We start from the raw sequence: 17,168 nt of genomic DNA on the forward strand, positions 1-17,168 counted from the left end.
TACCTTTTTCTTAATTTTTTAATTTATGCATTTCAATCTCTCTCAATCTCTCTCAATCTCTTGTTTTCTCTTGTTTTCTAATGTGCGATTTTTAAAAAAGCGACAGGGTTCTGTTTGCCTTGCCAGCACGGCTGTGCTACTATATATAATGTATCCGCAGAAAGCGCGGAGGGAAGAGATCGAATTCCAATAAGGTGGTTTTGATATGGATTTTGACAGACGCTGTTGGGCTGAGGTAGACCTTGGCGCATTGCGGCACAATTATCGCCTGGTGAAAAGCAAGGCGGAAGACGCGGCAGTGATGGCGGTCGTGAAAGCAGATGCCTACGGCCATGGGGATGTGGCGGTGGTCACGCTTTTGGACGAAGAAGGAGCAGACCGGTTTGCCGTTTCCGGCTTTGAAGAAGCAGTCCGCCTGCGCCGGGTCGGCGTGGCAAAACCAATTTTGATTTTAGGCTATACCGGCGCACACAACGCGGCGGCTTTGGTAGTAAACGATATTATGCAGACTGTTTTTTCGCTGGAATACGCAAGGGAGCTTTCCCGTGCGGCCCAGCGTGCAGGCGTCACGGTAAACGTGCACCTGAAAGTGGACACGGGCATGGGGCGCATTGGTTTTACGGCACGGGATGATTTTGAGGCTGCTGTGGAAGAAATGAATGAAGTTTGCAGCATGCCCGGCTTGGCCGTGGTGGGCATTTTTACGCATTTTGCCGTGGCGGACAGCAACATCCCCGAGGATGTGGAATACACCAAAGCACAGTACAATGTGTTTGAACGCGTAATTCAGGCACTGAAAGAAAAAGGGCATTCCATTGCGGTGGCCCATTGCTGCAATTCCGCGGGCACATTTGCATGGCCGCAGTATCATCTGGATATGGTCCGCCCGGGCATCATTCTGTACGGGTGCGACCCTTCTTCCGATGTATGCCTGCCGGGGTTGACACCCGCCATGAAGCTGAAGGCGGTTGTGTCGATGGTCAAAAATCTGGCGCAGGGAGACAAAGTCAGCTATGGGTGCACGTTCACCGCAGAAAAGCCCATGCGTGTGGCGACATTGCCTGTGGGTTACGCAGACGGTTATCCCAGGGTAATGTCCAACCGCGGCGTGGTGTCTCTGCACGGGAAACCTGCCCGTGTGCTGGGCCGTGTATGCATGGACCAGATGATGGTGGATGTGACCGAAATTCCCGATGTGAAAGCAGGGGACGAGGCAGTGATTTTCGGCGACGGTATCGCCCACAGCGTGGATGATATCGCAGCGGCTGCCAATACGGTTAACTACGAGATTTTGTGCGATATCGGCCGACGCGTGCCTCGTGTCTATGTGGAAAACGGCAGGGAAGTGGATTTCGTCAATTATCTGGAAGGAGAATGAGCCGGATGAAAAAACTGCTGGTAGTGGTGGATTATCAGAACGATTTTGTGACCGGCGCGCTGGAAAATCCGGCTGCCCGGAAACTGGAAGACGGCATTGCTGCGAAGGTGACCGAATACGAGCAGAGCGGCGGCTACGTATTGTTTACACGGGATACGCATCCGGAAAATTATTTGCAGACGCGTGAGGGAATGTTTTTGCCGGTGCCTCATTGCGTTCGGGGAACAGACGGCTGGCATCTGTACGGAAAGCTGGCTGCTTATGAGAATGGGGTGCACCCCAACGTGATGGTAGTGGACAAACCGACATTCGGAAGCGCCGCTCTTCCGGGCCAGGTGCTGACGCTGTGCGGCGGCGCACCGGATGAGATTGCGCTGTGCGGTGTGGTGACGGATATTTGTGTGCTGTCCAATGCGATTGTGCTGCACAGCCACTTTTTGAACGCGCCGGTTACAATCCACCGTTCTCTGTGCGCGGCGGCAACAGAGGAGAATCACGAGCGGGCATTGGCCGTTTTGGCGGGAATGGGATACAATATTGTTTAAATAAAAAGGCGTGCGGATTTCCGCACGCCTTTTCTTATCCGGTGTTATTCTTCTGCTGCCTGCAGATGGCCGGTGTTCTCGATCTCGGCGATCATGTCCACGCGTACCTGATGGCGGCCGCCTTCATACTCTGCGTTCAGCCATTCGTCTACGATCATTTTCGCAGTTTCCACGCCAATCACGCGAGCGCCGAAAGCGATGATATTGGTGTTGTTGTGCTGTTTGGAAAGTTTGGCGGAGTAAGGCTCGCTGCATACGCATGCGCGAATGCCTTTTACTTTATTGGCAGCCAGCGAGATGCCGACGCCGGTGCCGCAAATCAGTACGCCGCCGTCCACATCGCCGGCCGCAACCATTTGAGCAACTTTGTAGCCGCTGATCGGGTAGTTGAAGCGCTCGGTGCTGTTGGTACCCACATCGACCATTTCAATTCCTTTGGCCTCCAGATAAGCTTTGATTTCTTTTTTCATCTCCACGGCTACGTGATCGTTTCCGATTGCCAGTTTCATATTCAATGCCTCCTGTTAAATTGGTCAAAAATCTGGCCCTTTTGTTTCAAAAGGGCCAGATTTCAGTTACAGATACTTGGGATCCGCCATACGTTTAAACGCATAGATTGCAGCGCCCACGGTTCCGTTGGCCTGGTTCGGCCGGGAATAGCGCAGTTCCAGATTGTTTTCCGGATAGGGCTTCCGCGCATAGCGATGGACGGCCGCTTCCAGCATTGCATGGGGGAACCCTTCCATTTGCAGAAGGCCGCCGCCAAGTACAACGCAGTCAGGATCAAACAAATTGACCTCTGCGGCGACCGCCTGGCCCATTCCTTCCACAAATTCCTGCATGATGCCGGAATCCATGTGCTCTGCAAAAATCTTTTTGATCGATGTCTCCGGGAAATGCTCGGCCTGGATGCTTTCCAGTGCCACGCCGGAGACAACCGTTTCCAGGCAGCTGACGTTGCCGCATTTGCATACACGCTTGTTTCCATAGACGGGAAGGTGCCCCAATTCTGCCGCGACGCCGTTTCTGCCCAGCATGATCTTTCCGTTTACCAGAACAGCGTTGCCGATTCCCGTTCCAAAGTAAATACCCGCCACGCAATCGCAGCTTGTCAGGCCAAGATCAACCAGATCAAAGAACAAAAGATTGTTCACATCGCGGTTGATGTAAACAGGAATTCCCAGGGCACTGCCCAACTCTTCCACAACGGCGTAATTGTCCGGGATGCAGGCGATGTTGGGCGTTTGCACCACGACGGTACGCTCGCGATTAATGGTGGACGGAAAGCCAATGGAAACTGCCAGCGGCATGGCACCGTCCAAATGGCGGCCGCAATAGGTTCGGATACATTCGGCGAGTTTTTCCGTCGGATGTCCCACTTCCGCAAAGATACTTTGTGTGTCCAACCGCTCAAATGCGGTCATATTCTGTTGCTCATCCACCAGCGCAAAGCGCATATTGGTGCCGCCGATGTCTATGCCAAGTACAAGACGCTCAGATGCACTCATGGTGTCCTCCCCCTTTTTACGGTTTTACCCCTGTTTCTTTCTCAAACTGTGCTTTCATTTTATCACAGGCAGTCTGAAGGTCAACATCCAGAGAGAACAGACCGGAGGAACCGAGAATAAATACATCGGCGCCGGCCTCGTACAGGCGCTTGAACGTCTTTTTGTTGCACGAACCGTCGATCATGATTTTGTAATGCCAGCCATTTTCTTCGCGCAGGCGTTTGGCCTCGGCGATTTTGTCCAGAATCTCGGTGATAAACGGCTGGCCGGCAAACCCCACGTCCACCGTCATCAGGGTCAAAACATCAATTCGATTCAGATAGTGTTTGCAATAGGACAGAGGCGTAGCCGGATTCAGCGTAACACCTACCTGGCAGCCCGCATCCCGAATGCGGTTCAGCGTGCGGAAGCAATCCGTGTTGATGGTCTCGGCATGAGGACTGATCATCGCCGCACCGGCAGCAGCGCAGGCATCGATCCAGTCATTGGGATTGGTGGTCATCAGATGCACGTCCATGGGCTTTTTGGCCATCCGAGCACAGGCTTTCATGAAATCAGGGCTCAGTGTAATGTTTTTGCAATAATGGCCGTCCATGATATCGATGTGATAACCATCCATGTTTTGATCCAGTATTTCGATCTGATGCTTGATGTCCAGGAAATCCATGCACATCAGGCTTACGGAAAACTCAGGTTTCATACATAATCCTCCCGTGAAAAATCAGTTTTTGCGGCTGGCGCCGAAGAAACGGTCCAGGGTGACGGCCAGAATCAGCAGGCAGCCCATGGCAAGCTGCTGATAGTAGCTGGAAACGCCGACCATGTTCAAACCGTTGTTGATTACGCCGATGATCAAACCGCCGATCACCACTTTGGGAATCTTGCCGATGCCGCCGAAGAAGGAAGCACCGCCGATGATAACAGCCTCAATGGCATAGGTTTCATAACCGGTACCGGCATTGGGCTCGGCAGCTGCCAGACGGGCGATGTTGACCATACCGGCCAGAGCAGCGCATACGCCGGAGATGCAGAAAGCCAGGATGGTGTGCTTTTTGACGGTGATGCCGGCATACCAGGCAGACTGCGCATTGCCGCCCAGCGCATACAGGTTGCGGCCACATTGCAGCTTTGAGGTAAAGATGGTGAGGATCGCAGCGGTGACCAACGCCACGAGAATGGGAACAGGAATCACATCAAACAGTTTTCCGCCGACCACTTTGGAGAAAGAAGCAGGCAGGCCGGACACCGCACGGGCGTCGGTAATAATGTAGACAAGGCTGCGCAGAATGGCTTGCGTACCCAGCGTGATGATGAAGGGGGGCAGGCCGGTAGCGGTGACCAGAAAGCCGTTCAGAAGGCCGATGATCGCGCCGAACACCACGACGCCGATGAGAACCGCCAGCAGGGGATTCATGCCGGCGTTGGCCATCAGCTGTGCGGTCAGTGCGCCGGACAGAGCCATGGTAGAGCTGACGCTCAGGTCAATGCCGCCCAAAAGAATGGCAAAGAACTCGCCCAGACCCAGCAGAATGGTGATGGAGCTCTGCTCCACGATTTTGATCAGGTTGGAACTGGTGAGAAAACTTTCCGGGCGCAAAATGCCGAATACGATGATCATGATGGCCAGGATCGTGATGGTACTGTAACGGTCCCAGTAGTCCGTAAAGGTGAATTTTTTCTTCTCAAGCGTTTTCAATTTCCATTCCTCCCTGTGGTCACGCGGTTTCACTGACGGCCACTTCGCCGGTGGCAGCCTTCGCCAGTTTCTCTTCGGTTGCGTCTGCAATGTCGTACATTGCCGTGATCCGGCCATCGGCCATGACGGCAATCCGGTCGCACAAGCCCAGCAGCTCCGGCATTTCGCTGGACACCACGATCACGCCGATCCCGCGATCTGCAAGACCGCGCATCAATTTGTAAATTTCGCTCTTGGTACCTACGTCAATGCCCTTGGTGGGTTCGTCAAAAATCAAAAGTTTCACGTCGGCTGCCATCCATTTGCCCAGAATGACTTTCTGCTGGTTGCCGCCGGAAAGCTGCGAGGTAAGTTGCTCAAGAGATGCGCATTTGATCTGAATTTCCATCCGCTGCTTTTCCGCGATTCTTTTCTCCAGAGCATCGTTTGTAATACCGCCCATGCCATCCAGAGAAGAATTCTTCAGCTGATAGGCGATGGAAATGTTGCGCTTGTTGCTGAAGTTTTGGAAAAATCCGGTCTCGCGCCGGTTCTCGGTCACAAGACCAATGCCCTGGCGCAGCGCACTGTACGGATTTTTGATGTGCAGCTGCTTGCCGTTCAGCCAGACCTCGCCGGAAGCGATAGGGGCGGCGCCGTAAATGGCGCACATGGTCTCACTGCGGCCCGCGCCGACCAGGCCGGAGAAGCCGAGGATTTCGCCTTTGCGCAGGGAGAAGGAAACGTCCTTCACGCGCCCGTCTTTGCGGGTGAGATGTTTGCATTCAAAGAGAACATCGCCGAACTGATAATGTTCTTCCGGTGCGTGCTGATAAGTACCTTTGATTTCGCGCCCAACCATCAGGCGGATCATGTCGTCGGTGGTCAGGTCGGAAACCTGATACGTGCCCACATAACCGCCGTCTTTCATAATGGTGATGCGGTCGCCGATCTCAGCAATTTCGGACAGCTTGTGGGAGATGAAAACAACGCCTTTGCCCTCTTCTTTGAGCTGGCGAATGATGGTGAAAAGCTTCTGCACTTCCTCTTCGGTCAGGGAAGAGGTGGGTTCGTCCATGACGATGACCTTGGCGTTGAATGCCACTGCTTTGGCAATCTCCACCATCTGCTTTTCACTGATGCTCAAATCACCTACATTGGTGGTGGGCTTTCGGTGAGACAGGTTGACTTTTGCCAGAAGTTCTTCTGTGCGCTTGTTCATGGTGGCGTAATCCACCATGTGAGCAGGTCCCACTTTTTTGCAGGGCAGACGGCCCATGAAAATATTTTCACGAATGTCCAGCCAGTTGACCACACTCAATTCCTGATAGATGATGCTGATGCCGCCTTCCGCGGACAAATGCGGTGTGAGGCGTTTGTATTCTTTTCCGTTCAGAACAATGGTTCCTTCATCCGGTGTGTAGGCGCCGCTCAGCACCTTCATCAATGTGGATTTGCCGGCACCGTTTTCGCCAAGCAGCACGTGGACTTCACCGGGCTTCACATCAAAGTTGATGTGGTCCAGCGCCACGACACCCGGAAAGCGCTTGGTGATTCCGTTCATTTGGACAATGGGCTCCATCGCGTCCTCCCCCTTCAAAAAATCGTTTGACTGCGCACTTTTCAGATGCTGTCAGCAGGATAGACATTCCGGCCGGGCCGCAGTGCCCATCGCTCACAGCATCTTTCCATTAAGATTCCGACCATGCAGGCGGGGCCTGCATGGTCGGAGTGAAACGTTCGGATTTTATGCCAGGTAGTCAGCCGCGTTGTCAGCGGTGATCAGGATCGCGTCGATGCCCGTGGTGGGAACTTCAGCGCCCGGCTCCATGGGAAGATCTTCCTCAACGGCCTGCACCATCAGCTCCAGGCCCTTCGCGCCAACAGCGGCGGGGTCCTGCGCAACGGTTGCGCACAGCTTGCCGTCCGCAACAGACTGGATGGCGTCGTCATTGCCGTCGGTGCCGCAGACTTTGATGTCCTTGCCGGAAGCTTCAACGGCTTCCTGAACGCCCATGGCCATGGTGTCGTTGCAGCAGTAGATGGCTTTCAGGTCGGGATGCGCAGTGATGTAGTTGGTCGCCAGGTCATACGCTTTGGTGCGGTCCCAGTCAGCGGGCTGGCTCTCAACGATGGTCAGGCCGGCTTCTTCAAAAGCGGCTTTCGCGCCGTCGCGGCGGTTCTCACCGGAAACGGCACCGGCTTTGCCTTCGACGATGGCCACTTCACCTTCGCCGCCGATCTGCTCAATCAGGTACTCAGCGCCCATGCGGCCAACGCCCACGTTATCCGTGGCAACATATGCGGTGCAGGCGCCGCCCAGTTCGGCCAGAGCTTCCATGTCGACTTTCTCGTCGATGTTGACGATTTTGATGCCTTTTTCGGTGGCGTCAGCAATCGCGTTGTTCAGGTTCACGTTGGAGATGGGGGCCACGCCGATGGCTTTGTAGCCTTTGGAGATGGCATTTTCCAGCAGGGTGACCTGGCCTTCTACGTCATCCTCGGTGTTGGCTGCGTAAATGTCAACTTTGATTCCCAGCTCATCCGCTTTGGCCTGAATGCCGTCGCGCATGCTCTGCCAGAACTGGCTGGAGAGAACTTTCAGGATCACAGCATACTCAGCGTCGCCGCTTTCTGTTCCAACGCTGTCGGCCGGTTCAGAAGTGGAGGCGGTGCTTGCTGCGGTGCTGGTGCTGGAAGAGCTGCCGCCGCAGGCGACCATGCTCAAACCCATGACCACAGCCATCATGACTGCTACGAGAACTTTTGCTTTTTTCATGTCTTTATCCTCCTAAAAATTTGTGCCTGGCGATGCAGGCCGGGGAACGATTCCGGTGAAAACGAGTAATCGTTTTCGCAACGCCATAATAATATTATTTGTCCAAATAAAAGTCAATACAAGGGAAAGATTTTCATCAATTTGGTGAGTAATCGTTTGCTCAAATTGTGCAATTTACCTGTGAATATAACAAAACAACAACAAAAAAGCAGCGCACTGTCAGGCAGCGCGCTGCGAAAAAAGACGATTACCGCCGCGTGGAAGCTCGCACCTCCAAATAGACCGGTAATTGATAATACGTTTGTTTGGGCATTTTACCGCAAATCATTTCCAGAAGGAGTCCCGTGGCCAACTGAGCCATTTTGGAGACATCCTGATGTACACTGGTGATTCCGGGCCCGCAGGAAATTGCCAGCTGACTGTCGTCGAAACCGGTCACCAGGACATCCTCCGGAACGGAAAGACCGTGTTCGCGCAGGGCAATCAGCGCGCCGGCCGCGATGGTGTCGGTGGTGCACATGATGCCGTCAAAATGAAAGTTCTGTTCCAGAAGCCAGGTGATGGCATTGCGGGCTTTCTCACTGGACACCTCGGGCAAATCCACATACAAATGAGGGTCTTCTTCAATGCCATGTTCCGCGAGAGCCCTCTGAAATCCCCTGTAGCGGGAAAACTGGTTGGTGTCGCTGCTCAGGCACTTCAGAATTACCAGGTGCCGACACCCGGCATTTAAAAGTTCCTGTGTGGCCAGGTAGCCGCCTTCTTCGTTGTCGGACTCGATCATCACGCCGCTGCTGTTCTGGCTGCGGGACGGGCGGTCCACATAGATCACGGGCACATCGTCCAGTTCTGAGTAATTGCGCGTGCCGGAAATCAAAACAATGCCGCTGACATTTTGAGCGGAAAGGGTATGGATGTGTTTGCGCTCCAGTTTTTCCGATTCGTTGGTATTGCAGATCAGGCAGGAATACCCGTGCTCGAAGAAATTCATTTCCAATTTCAGAACCAGGCTGGAAAAGTGGGGGTTGGTGATGTCGGGTACCACAAGTCCTACAACGCGGGTCCGGTTGGTGCGAAGCCCCTTGGCGCTCATGTTGGGGACGTATTCCGTCTGCCGGATGATGCGGCGGACGCGTTCCTCTGTCTCTTTGGAAAAACGCCCGTTCTGGTTGATCACACGGGAGACCGTCGCGGTTGAAACCCCGGCCAGCCGGGCGATTTCCTTAATGCTTTTTACTTTTTCCACTCGGTTCCCTCCTGAACTGCACGGAACATACAGTAATTTATTACTGTTTTCAGTATACTGTTGCTGTACAATATTTGCAAGCCGAATCCAAAATACAAAAAAAGCGGGCGGCTTTTCGCCGCCCGCCAAGGAACATCAGGCCCCTTTGTATCCATCGGGATTCATGCTCTGCCACTTCCAGCTGGAAGCGCACATTTCTTCAATTCCGTACTGTGCTTCCCAGCCCAGTTCTTCCTTGGCTTTGCGGGGATCCGCGTAGCACTCGGCGATGTCGCCGGGCCGGCGGGGATCGATCACATAGGGAAGTTCTTTTCCGCAGGCTTTGGAATAGGCATGGATCACGTCCAACACGCTGTAGCCGTGGCCGGTGCCCAGGTTGCAAATGAACAGGCCGCATCCGGTGGCGAGTTTTTTCAGCGCCGCCACATGGCCGGTGGCCAAATCCACTACATGAATGTAGTCGCGCACGCCGGTGCCGTCGGGCGTGGGATAGTCATTGCCGAAGACATGTACTTTTTCCAGTTTGCCCACAGCGACTTTGGCAATATAGGGCACCAGATTGTTGGGGATTCCGTTGGGGTCTTCACCAATCATACCGCTCTCATGCGCACCGATGGGGTTGAAATAGCGCAGCAAAGCCACATTCATGGTGGGGTCGGCTTTGCAGACGTCTTTCAGAATCTGCTCCATCATCACTTTGGTGGTGCCATAGGGGTTGGTGGTGGCACCCGTGGGGAAATCCTCGGTGATGGGCACAGTGGCGGGATCGCCATACACGGTGGCAGAGGAAGAGAACACGAAGTTCTTGACGCCGTATTTGCGCATGGCGTTCAGCACGGTCAGTGTGCAGCCCAGGTTGTTGGTGTAATACTCCAGCGGTTTCTGAACGCTTTCGCCGACCGCCTTGTAGGCGGCGAAATGGATGACCGCCTCAATCTCAGGATGGCTGGCGAACAGCTGATCCACCGCGGCCGCATCGCACAGGTCCACATTTACAAAAGGAACCTTGCGCCCGCTGATCTGCTCTACGCGGTGCAGCGCCTCTTCACAGGAGTTGTACAGATTGTCGGCCACAATGATGTCGTAACCGGCCTTCATCAATTCAATGCAGGTGTGGCTGCCGATGTATCCGGCGCCGCCGTTTACCAAAATCGCCATGGAAAAAACACTCCTTTTTCAAGTTCACGGATGGTTGTTCTTCTATGTTCATTGTACGGCCCGCGAGGCATTTGTTAAATGGATTTTTGCATACAAATTTTGCAGAATTAACTTATTCAATGCGGTTCTTGCCGGCGAGCACCTTCACGCTGGACGCGTATTCGCTGGGAGTCATGCCTGTGACCTTTTTGAAATGACGGGAAAAATAGTGGATGGAATTATATCCCAACATGGAAGCAATTTCCGTGAAGTTGTAACGTCCCTCGCGGATGTATTCCTGTGCAGCGCGGATCTTCAGTTCGCCGAAGTATTCCATCACGCCGCCGCCGGTTTTCTCGCGAAAGATTTTTTGCAGATAACTGCGGCCTACCAGATTTTCACGGCACACATCGGCCAACGTCAGGCGCTGCGAAAGATTGGCGTGAAGATAAGCAGTCACATGGTCCACAAAATCCTGCTGATTGCGCGTGCGAATCAGACTGGAAGGCTTTTCTTCGCGATGAAGCGTCTGTTCCTGACGGACCAGGGAAATCAGCATTTGCTCCAGGTGAGAAGAAATCATCCCGTCCGCACCAAAAGGCGCATCCTCGCGGCGGATCAGGCGGGTGGTCAGAGGGTCATTCAGCGGAGTGCTGAATGCGGATTCTGCCTCCTCCAGAACCGCTGCCAGATGCATGCGCACCGTGTCACCTACATCAAAGCGGCGCCCGTCAAAAAAATGCATGGCGGGGTCGCGGCAGACGAAGCTGATCACAACCAGATTGGGAGCAACCCCGGTGGTGCGCAGGGCGTGAAATTCGCCGGGCTGATGGAAAATCATCTGTCCCTTGTGAAGCCGATGGGTTTCCTCGCCGGCCAGAACGTCCAGTTCGCCTTTGTCCACATACAAAAATTCCCAGAAATCGTGTTGTTCGCCTTCAAAGTAGTAATTGCTGGAATACTCGAAATAGTGAACAGACACAATGGCCTCCACGCACAGAGCAGATTTGAGCGGCAGTGCCTCATATCCCATACAGCTTCCCTCCCCACGGCCTTTTCTTACCTCTTATTTAAGCATATTTGCACGAAGTTGTAAAGCAGATTGTGCAAACAATAAAGGCGGATTATGCAAATTTTGCAGTTGCAGTCAAAGTGGATTTCGCAGCACCTGAGAGGGATTTGAAAACAATTTTAGTTGTTTTGCACAAGGATGCCCCCCAAAGATTGTACACGGAATTTGGAATTTTTTACAGTAAAAACTTTAAAAATCACGTTGTATGTGATAATATTTTTGTATAAGTTGCCAAGGACGCTGGTCCGGCGACGAACGAAAGAGGGTAAGTAGTTTATGAATTATGCAAATGACCACATCCGTAATGTCATGCTTGCCGGCCACAGCGGTTCCGGCAAAACCACCCTGGCAGAGGCCATGCTGTACCTGACAAAAGGAACAGATCGTTTCGGCCGCGTGGAAGATGGCAATACCGTATGCGATTTTGACCCGGAAGAGATAAAACGGCATACTTCGCTTTCGATGGCTCTGGCACCCGTGGAGTATGACGGAGTAAAAATCAATCTGATCGATACCCCGGGCCTGTTTGATTTTGAAGTGGGCCAGCAGGAAGGTATTGGCGCTGCAGAGAGCGTTCTGATCACGGTTTCCGCCCGCAGCGGCCTGACCGTAGGCGCCCAGAAGGCGTACAAGCTGGCTTTGAAAAACGGCAAGAGCCGTATGATTTACATTGGAAAAGTAGATGCGGAACATGCTGATTTCTATAAGGTGTTTGAAGATCTGAAGAGTGCTTTCGGACCGTCCATCTGCCCGGTCGTAGTTCCCATTGAGCAGGCCGGCGGCCGCGTGTTCCTGAACCTGATCACCATGAAGGCTTACAGCTATGCGGCGGACGGCGCAGCGCGCGAGGTGCCGGTGCCCAGTTACGGTCACCGCACAGAGGGCCTGCTGGAGGCCATGCGCGAGGCCGTTGCGGAAACGGACGACACGCTGATGGAGAAGTTCTTCGAAGGCGAGCCGTTTACGCAGGAAGAGCTGACGGAAGGCGTGAAAAACGGTGTCAAGACGGGTGCGATCACGCCGGTGTTCTGCGGCGCCACCACGCTTTTGGCCGGTGTGGATCAGGTCCTGTGGGGCGTGAAAAAGCTTCTGCCCAGCGCCGCACGTGCGGCCGGAGCCGAAGCCACCGACCGGGACGGCAACCCCGTGGAAGTGGATTGCGTGCCCGATGCGCCCCTGTGCGCCTATGTCTTTAAGACCGTGGCGGATCCCTTTGTGGGAAAACTGAGCTATGTAAAAGTAGTTGCAGGCGAATTGAAGGCTGACAGTTCGGTGGTGAACAGCCGGACCGGCGAGCCGGAGCGCCTTGGAAAACTGGTGGCGCTGAAAGGCAAAAAGCAAACCGACATTACGTCCATTGGTGCGGGCGATATCGGTGCGATCACCAAAATGGCCAACACAAAAACAGGCGATACGCTGTGCGCTCCCAGCCGGGTCGTGGCATTCCCCGCTCCGGTCTTCTCCACGCCCACATTGTCCATGGCGATCAAAGTCAAACAGAAAGGCGACGAGAGCAAGATCAGCGGCGCGTTGCAGCGTTTGATGGAGGAAGATCCCACCATCGGTTATGCTATTAATACGGAAACCGTGCAGCAGATTCTCTCCGGCTTGGGCGAGCAGCATCTGGACGTTGTGTGCGCCAAATTGAAGAGCAAATTTGGTGTGGAAGTCAGCCTGACGGAACCGCGCATTGCATACCGCGAATCCATTCGGAAAAAATGCAAGGCACAGGGGCGCCATAAGAAACAGACGGGCGGTCACGGCCAGTTCGGTGATGTGTGGATCGAATTTGAGCCCACCACAGAGGGCGATTTCATTTTTGAGGAAAAAGTGTTCGGCGGCAGTGTGCCCAAAAACTTCTTCCCGGCGGTTGAAAAAGGCCTGCAGGAGGCGGTTCACCACGGTGTTTTGGCAGGATATCCGGTGGTCGGCCTGAAAGCGACACTGCTGGATGGCAGCTATCATCCGGTGGACTCTTCGGAAATGGCCTTTAAAATGGCGGCGAAACTGGCTTATAAGGCGGCATTGCCCGAGGCTGGCCCCATCCTTCTGGAGCCCATCGGCGCCTTGAAAGCGCATGTTCCCGGAGATGTGACGGGCGATATTATGGGCGAAGTCACCAAGCGCCGCGGCCGTGTTCTGGGAATGAACCCGGAAGAGGACAATACGCAGGTGGTAGACGCAGAAGTGCCGGTCAGCGAGATGCATGACTTTACCAATTACCTGCGCCAGGTGACGCAGGGCCGCGGAAGCTTTACTTTTGACTTTGTGCGGTATGAGCCGCTGCCTTCGATGCTGGAAGGAAAAGTGATCGAAGAAGCGAAGAAATTTATGGATGTCAAAGCGGACGAAGAATAATTTGTATGAACGGGACGGCGCCCCATGCAAGCGGCTTGCGCGGGGCGCCGTCCTCTTCCGTGTGCATAGAGCTGACTTAAAATGCATACACTGAAGCAATGCAAAAACAGGGCGATAAGAGCATATCAACAGACATCGGTCGAACATTTTTTTCATATTACCGCTGCTTTTTTGCTATTTCGTCACAATTTGCACAAAAAATGTTAAGGTGCTTGACATCCCATTATAAAATGTATATAATATCTCGTATTGTATGCTTGTCATTCTGGAATGGCATGCCATATTGTTAGAATGAAGGAGACCGAACACCATGGAGAAAGAAATCGTAATGACATACGCGGGCCTGCGTGCCATCGAGGAAGAGCTGGAAATGCTCAAAACGGTGAAACGTAAGGAAGTGGCGGAAAAAATTAAGATTGCACGCGGCTATGGCGATCTGTCTGAAAATAGTGAGTATGATGAAGCCAAAAACGAGCAGGGAATGGTGGAAGGACGCATTGCGCTTCTGGAGAAAATGCTCAAACACGCCCGTGTGATTGATGAAGATGATTTGACCAATGATGCGGTCAGCGTTGGCAGCCATGTAAAACTGCGCGACGAAGACGGCGAGTTGGAGGAGTATGACATCACCGGTTCGACGGAAGCGGACCCTCTGTCCGGCAAAATTTCCGACGAGTCCCCGGTGGGCGCGGCGCTGATCGGTCACGCGGTGGGCGACAAGGTGGAAATCACGCTGCCCAACGGCGCGACGATCTGCTATGAAGTTCTGGATATCAGCCGTTCTGCCATCTGATTGAAAGATTTATTTCAACAAAAGACCTTTTTTTAAAAAACAGGTGCCCAGGCACCTGTTTTTATGTTATACTACAACTGCACGTCAGTGTATTAAGGCAGAATCGGGAGGACAACATGGCAAGTGAAGAACGAAACACAACAGCTCAGCCGGAAGAGCAGGAGCTGAGTGCGCAGGAATACAACGAATTGGTTGCCGTGCGCAGACAGAAATTGAAAGAGCTGCAGGAAGCCGGAAAAGATCCCTTCCAGCAGACCAAATATCCCCAGAGTGATTTTGCGGCTGAGGTCAAAGCAAACTTTGTGGACGTGCCCGAAGGGGAGCATGGCCAGGATGTTTGCATGGCCGGCCGTATGATGTCGAAACGCGTGATGGGAAAAGCGAGCTTTGCCGATCTGCGGGACCGCACGGGTGACATCCAGATGTACATCCGCCGGGACGACGTGGGGACGGAGGAGTATCAGGCCTTCAAAAAATTTGATATCGGCGACATTGTGGGCGTGAAAGGCTTTGTGTTCCGCACCAAAATGGGCGAGATCAGTGTTCATGTGAAAGAGATCGTGCTGCTCAGCAAGAGCTTGCTGCCTCTTCCGGAAAAATTCCACGGCCTGAAGGATACCGAAACCCGGTACCGTCAGCGGTATGTGGACCTGATTGTGAATCCCGACGTCAAGGAGACCTTTGTAAAACGCAGTGCGATCCTTCGCGAACTGCGCAGCTACCTGGACGGAAAGGGCTTCCTGGAGGTGGAAACGCCGATTTTGACGCCGTTTGAGATCGGTGCGGCCGCGCGGCCTTTTATCACACATCACAATACGCTGGATATGGACATGGTGCTCCGCATTGAGACCGAGCTGTATTTGAAACGGCTGATCGTGGGCGGCATGGAACGTGTGTATGAGGTTGGCCGCATCTTCCGCAATGAGGGAATGGACCCCAAGCACAATCCGGAGTTCACCACCATCGAGCTGTATCAGGCATACACGGACTACCACGGCATGATGGACCTGGTAGAGGATATGATGAAGACGGTCGCCATGAAAGTGTGCGGAACGCTTCAGGTGTCCTATCAGGGCAAAGAAATCGACCTCTCTCACTGGGAGCGCATGACCATGGTAGAGGCGGTGAAAAAGTATTCCGGTGTTGATTTTGATGAGGTTGAGTCGGATGCACAGGCCGTTGCACTGGCCAAGGAGCATCACGTGGAATTGCCGGAAATCCCCACCAAGGGCGCGATTCTGGCGGAGTTCTTCGATGCTTTTGTAGAGGACAACCTCATTCAGCCCACCTTTATTTACGACTATCCGGTGGAAGTCAGCCCGCTGGCAAAGCGGAAACCCAACGACCCCATGTTCACCGAGCGCTTCGAATATTTCATCAATGCAACGGAATTCGGCAATGCGTTCAGTGAGCTGAACGACCCCATTGACCAGAAGGGACGTTTTGAGCGCCAGGTTGCCGAGCGCAAACAGCTGGAGCCCGCCAGCAAGGCACAGGTGGACTACGACTATGTAATGGCGCTGGAGTATGGTCTGCCTCCCACAGGCGGTCTGGGCTTTGGTGTGGACCGTTTGGTGATGCTGCTGACCGATTCGGCTTCCATTCGGGACGTGCTGCTGTTCCCCACCATGAAACCTCTGGAGAAGGCAGAAGCGCCCAAGAAGGAAGAAAAAGCAGAGGTTTCCCCGGCGGAGACCGAGACGGCCGCACCGGTTGTTTCCGAAATGCCGCTGATTTCTTCGGCGCCCATTGATTTCTCCAAGGTGGAGATTGAGCCGCTGTTCAAGGATGAGGTGGATTTTGAGACTTTCAGCAAGTCGGATTTCCGCGCGGTAAAGGTCAAGGAATGCACGGCTGTTCCCAAGAGCAAAAAACTTTTGAAGTTTGTGCTGGATGACGGAACCGGAACGGATCGTGTGATCCTGAGCGGCATTCACGATACATATGAGCCGGAAGAACTGGTTGGAAAGACGCTGATCGCCATTACCAACCTGCCGGCCCGCAAGATGATGGGCATTGACTCCTGCGGTATGATCATCAGTGCCGTTCATCATGAAGCAGGCGTGGAAAAACTGCATTGCCTGATGGTGGACCCGCACATTCCCGCAGGCGCAAAACTCTATTAAGCGCAGATAACAAAAAAGCAGTCTCCTTGCGGAGGCTGCTTTTTTCATGGAGAAACGGTATTTATTCATTTACGTTCAAAGAGGCGTTTTCAAGCCGGCAGTACCAGTTGCCGGTGGACTCTTCTTTTTGTGCGGAAAAGGTTCCCTGTACGGTGATGGGGGCATTGTCGCGGGGGTATTCGTCGGGATAAACATGATTCCCGTCATCCCATACAAACTCGATGCCCTGCGCACAGCAGGCCAGTGCGTCTGTTACGATGCAATAGTGATAATATTGAAATTTTTGCTCTGCGTAAGCCGCATAGTACAGTCCCTGCATGCGAATTGTCTTGCCGGCGTATTGTTCCGGCTCGGTGATCATCTGGTAGATGGTGGCATAGACCATGTCGCTGCTCATGACGGTCAGATCGTAATCCACCGCGTGTGCGCTCTCCGCACTGGAAACGGCGGAGCTGGAATCGGCTGGCGCGGTGGAGCTGCTATCCGAAACGGCGGCAGACGCACAGCCGGTTAAAAAACACAAAGCGAGCAAAAGAAAAATGCGTTTCATT

15 protein-coding genes are annotated in these 17,168 nt (G+C 53.5%); 5 read left to right on the forward strand and 10 right to left on the reverse strand.

Annotated elements, in window-relative coordinates:
* Nucleotides 1-205: 205 nt before the first annotated feature.
* Nucleotides 206-1,378 (forward strand): alanine racemase, encoded by a 1,173-nt coding sequence (alr, locus tag ACKTS9_RS15425; protein WP_407881761.1) that lies wholly within the window; start codon nucleotides 206-208, stop codon nucleotides 1,376-1,378.
* A gap of 5 nt (nucleotides 1,379-1,383) precedes the next feature.
* Nucleotides 1,384-1,923, forward strand: a complete 540-nt coding sequence (locus tag ACKTS9_RS15430; RefSeq protein WP_407881762.1) for a cysteine hydrolase family protein — start codon at nucleotides 1,384-1,386, stop codon at nucleotides 1,921-1,923.
* Nucleotides 1,924-1,967: 44 nt separating this feature from the next.
* Here the strand turns inward: ACKTS9_RS15430 and rpiB are convergent, their stop codons facing one another.
* From rpiB to ACKTS9_RS15475, 9 genes are all read right to left on the reverse strand, one after another.
* Nucleotides 1,968-2,432: a ribose 5-phosphate isomerase B gene (gene rpiB, locus ACKTS9_RS15435; protein WP_407881763.1), complete on the reverse strand. Its 465-nt coding sequence runs from the start codon at nucleotides 2,430-2,432 to the stop codon at nucleotides 1,968-1,970.
* A 66-nt stretch (nucleotides 2,433-2,498) separates the two neighbouring features.
* Nucleotides 2,499-3,431: an allose kinase gene (gene alsK / locus ACKTS9_RS15440; protein WP_407881764.1), complete on the reverse strand. Its 933-nt coding sequence runs from the start codon at nucleotides 3,429-3,431 to the stop codon at nucleotides 2,499-2,501.
* Nucleotides 3,432-3,447: 16 nt separating this feature from the next.
* The gene (gene alsE / locus ACKTS9_RS15445) at nucleotides 3,448-4,131 is read right to left on the reverse strand and encodes a D-allulose 6-phosphate 3-epimerase (protein ID WP_407881765.1); all 684 of its coding nucleotides are present in this window, start codon (nucleotides 4,129-4,131) and stop codon (nucleotides 3,448-3,450) included.
* A gap of 21 nt (nucleotides 4,132-4,152) precedes the next feature.
* Nucleotides 4,153-5,127 (reverse strand): D-allose ABC transporter permease, encoded by a 975-nt coding sequence (gene alsC, locus ACKTS9_RS15450; protein ID WP_407881766.1) that lies wholly within the window; start codon nucleotides 5,125-5,127, stop codon nucleotides 4,153-4,155.
* 19 nt (nucleotides 5,128-5,146) lie between these two features.
* The gene (locus tag ACKTS9_RS15455; protein ID WP_407881767.1) at nucleotides 5,147-6,688 is read right to left on the reverse strand and encodes a sugar ABC transporter ATP-binding protein; all 1,542 of its coding nucleotides are present in this window, start codon (nucleotides 6,686-6,688) and stop codon (nucleotides 5,147-5,149) included.
* Nucleotides 6,689-6,853: 165 nt separating this feature from the next.
* Nucleotides 6,854-7,885 (reverse strand): D-allose transporter substrate-binding protein, encoded by a 1,032-nt coding sequence (gene alsB, locus ACKTS9_RS15460; RefSeq protein WP_407881768.1) that lies wholly within the window; start codon nucleotides 7,883-7,885, stop codon nucleotides 6,854-6,856.
* Between the two features lie 247 nt (nucleotides 7,886-8,132).
* Nucleotides 8,133-9,131 (reverse strand): LacI family DNA-binding transcriptional regulator, encoded by a 999-nt coding sequence (locus tag ACKTS9_RS15465; RefSeq protein WP_349214926.1) that lies wholly within the window; start codon nucleotides 9,129-9,131, stop codon nucleotides 8,133-8,135.
* Nucleotides 9,132-9,266: 135 nt separating this feature from the next.
* On the reverse strand, nucleotides 9,267-10,289 hold the full coding sequence (galE, locus tag ACKTS9_RS15470) for a UDP-glucose 4-epimerase GalE (RefSeq protein WP_407881769.1): 1,023 nt from the start codon (nucleotides 10,287-10,289) through the stop codon (nucleotides 9,267-9,269).
* A gap of 112 nt (nucleotides 10,290-10,401) precedes the next feature.
* Nucleotides 10,402-11,301 (reverse strand): AraC family transcriptional regulator, encoded by a 900-nt coding sequence (locus ACKTS9_RS15475; RefSeq protein ID WP_349214924.1) that lies wholly within the window; start codon nucleotides 11,299-11,301, stop codon nucleotides 10,402-10,404.
* A gap of 315 nt (nucleotides 11,302-11,616) precedes the next feature.
* Here ACKTS9_RS15475 and ACKTS9_RS15480 point away from each other — a divergent pair, with 315 nt between their 5' ends.
* From ACKTS9_RS15480 to lysS, 3 genes are all read left to right on the forward strand, one after another.
* Nucleotides 11,617-13,698, forward strand: coding sequence for an elongation factor G (locus ACKTS9_RS15480; RefSeq protein WP_407881770.1), 2,082 nt, complete (start codon nucleotides 11,617-11,619; stop codon nucleotides 13,696-13,698).
* 310 nt (nucleotides 13,699-14,008) lie between these two features.
* Complete coding sequence (gene greA, locus ACKTS9_RS15485; RefSeq protein WP_349214922.1) at nucleotides 14,009-14,491, forward strand: transcription elongation factor GreA; 483 nt, start codon at nucleotides 14,009-14,011, stop codon at nucleotides 14,489-14,491.
* Nucleotides 14,492-14,607: 116 nt separating this feature from the next.
* Complete coding sequence (gene lysS / locus ACKTS9_RS15490) at nucleotides 14,608-16,617, forward strand: lysine--tRNA ligase (protein WP_407881771.1); 2,010 nt, start codon at nucleotides 14,608-14,610, stop codon at nucleotides 16,615-16,617.
* Between the two features lie 61 nt (nucleotides 16,618-16,678).
* Here lysS and ACKTS9_RS15495 read toward each other — a convergent pair whose 3' ends face one another.
* The gene (locus tag ACKTS9_RS15495) at nucleotides 16,679-17,167 is read right to left on the reverse strand and encodes a hypothetical protein (protein ID WP_407881772.1); all 489 of its coding nucleotides are present in this window, start codon (nucleotides 17,165-17,167) and stop codon (nucleotides 16,679-16,681) included.
* Between the last annotated feature and the right edge of the window lies 1 nt (nucleotide 17,168).

The sequence above is a fragment of the Owariibacterium komagatae genome, assembly GCF_045865535.1.
GTDB lineage: Bacteria > Bacillota > Clostridia > Oscillospirales > Ruminococcaceae > Ruthenibacterium > Ruthenibacterium komagatae.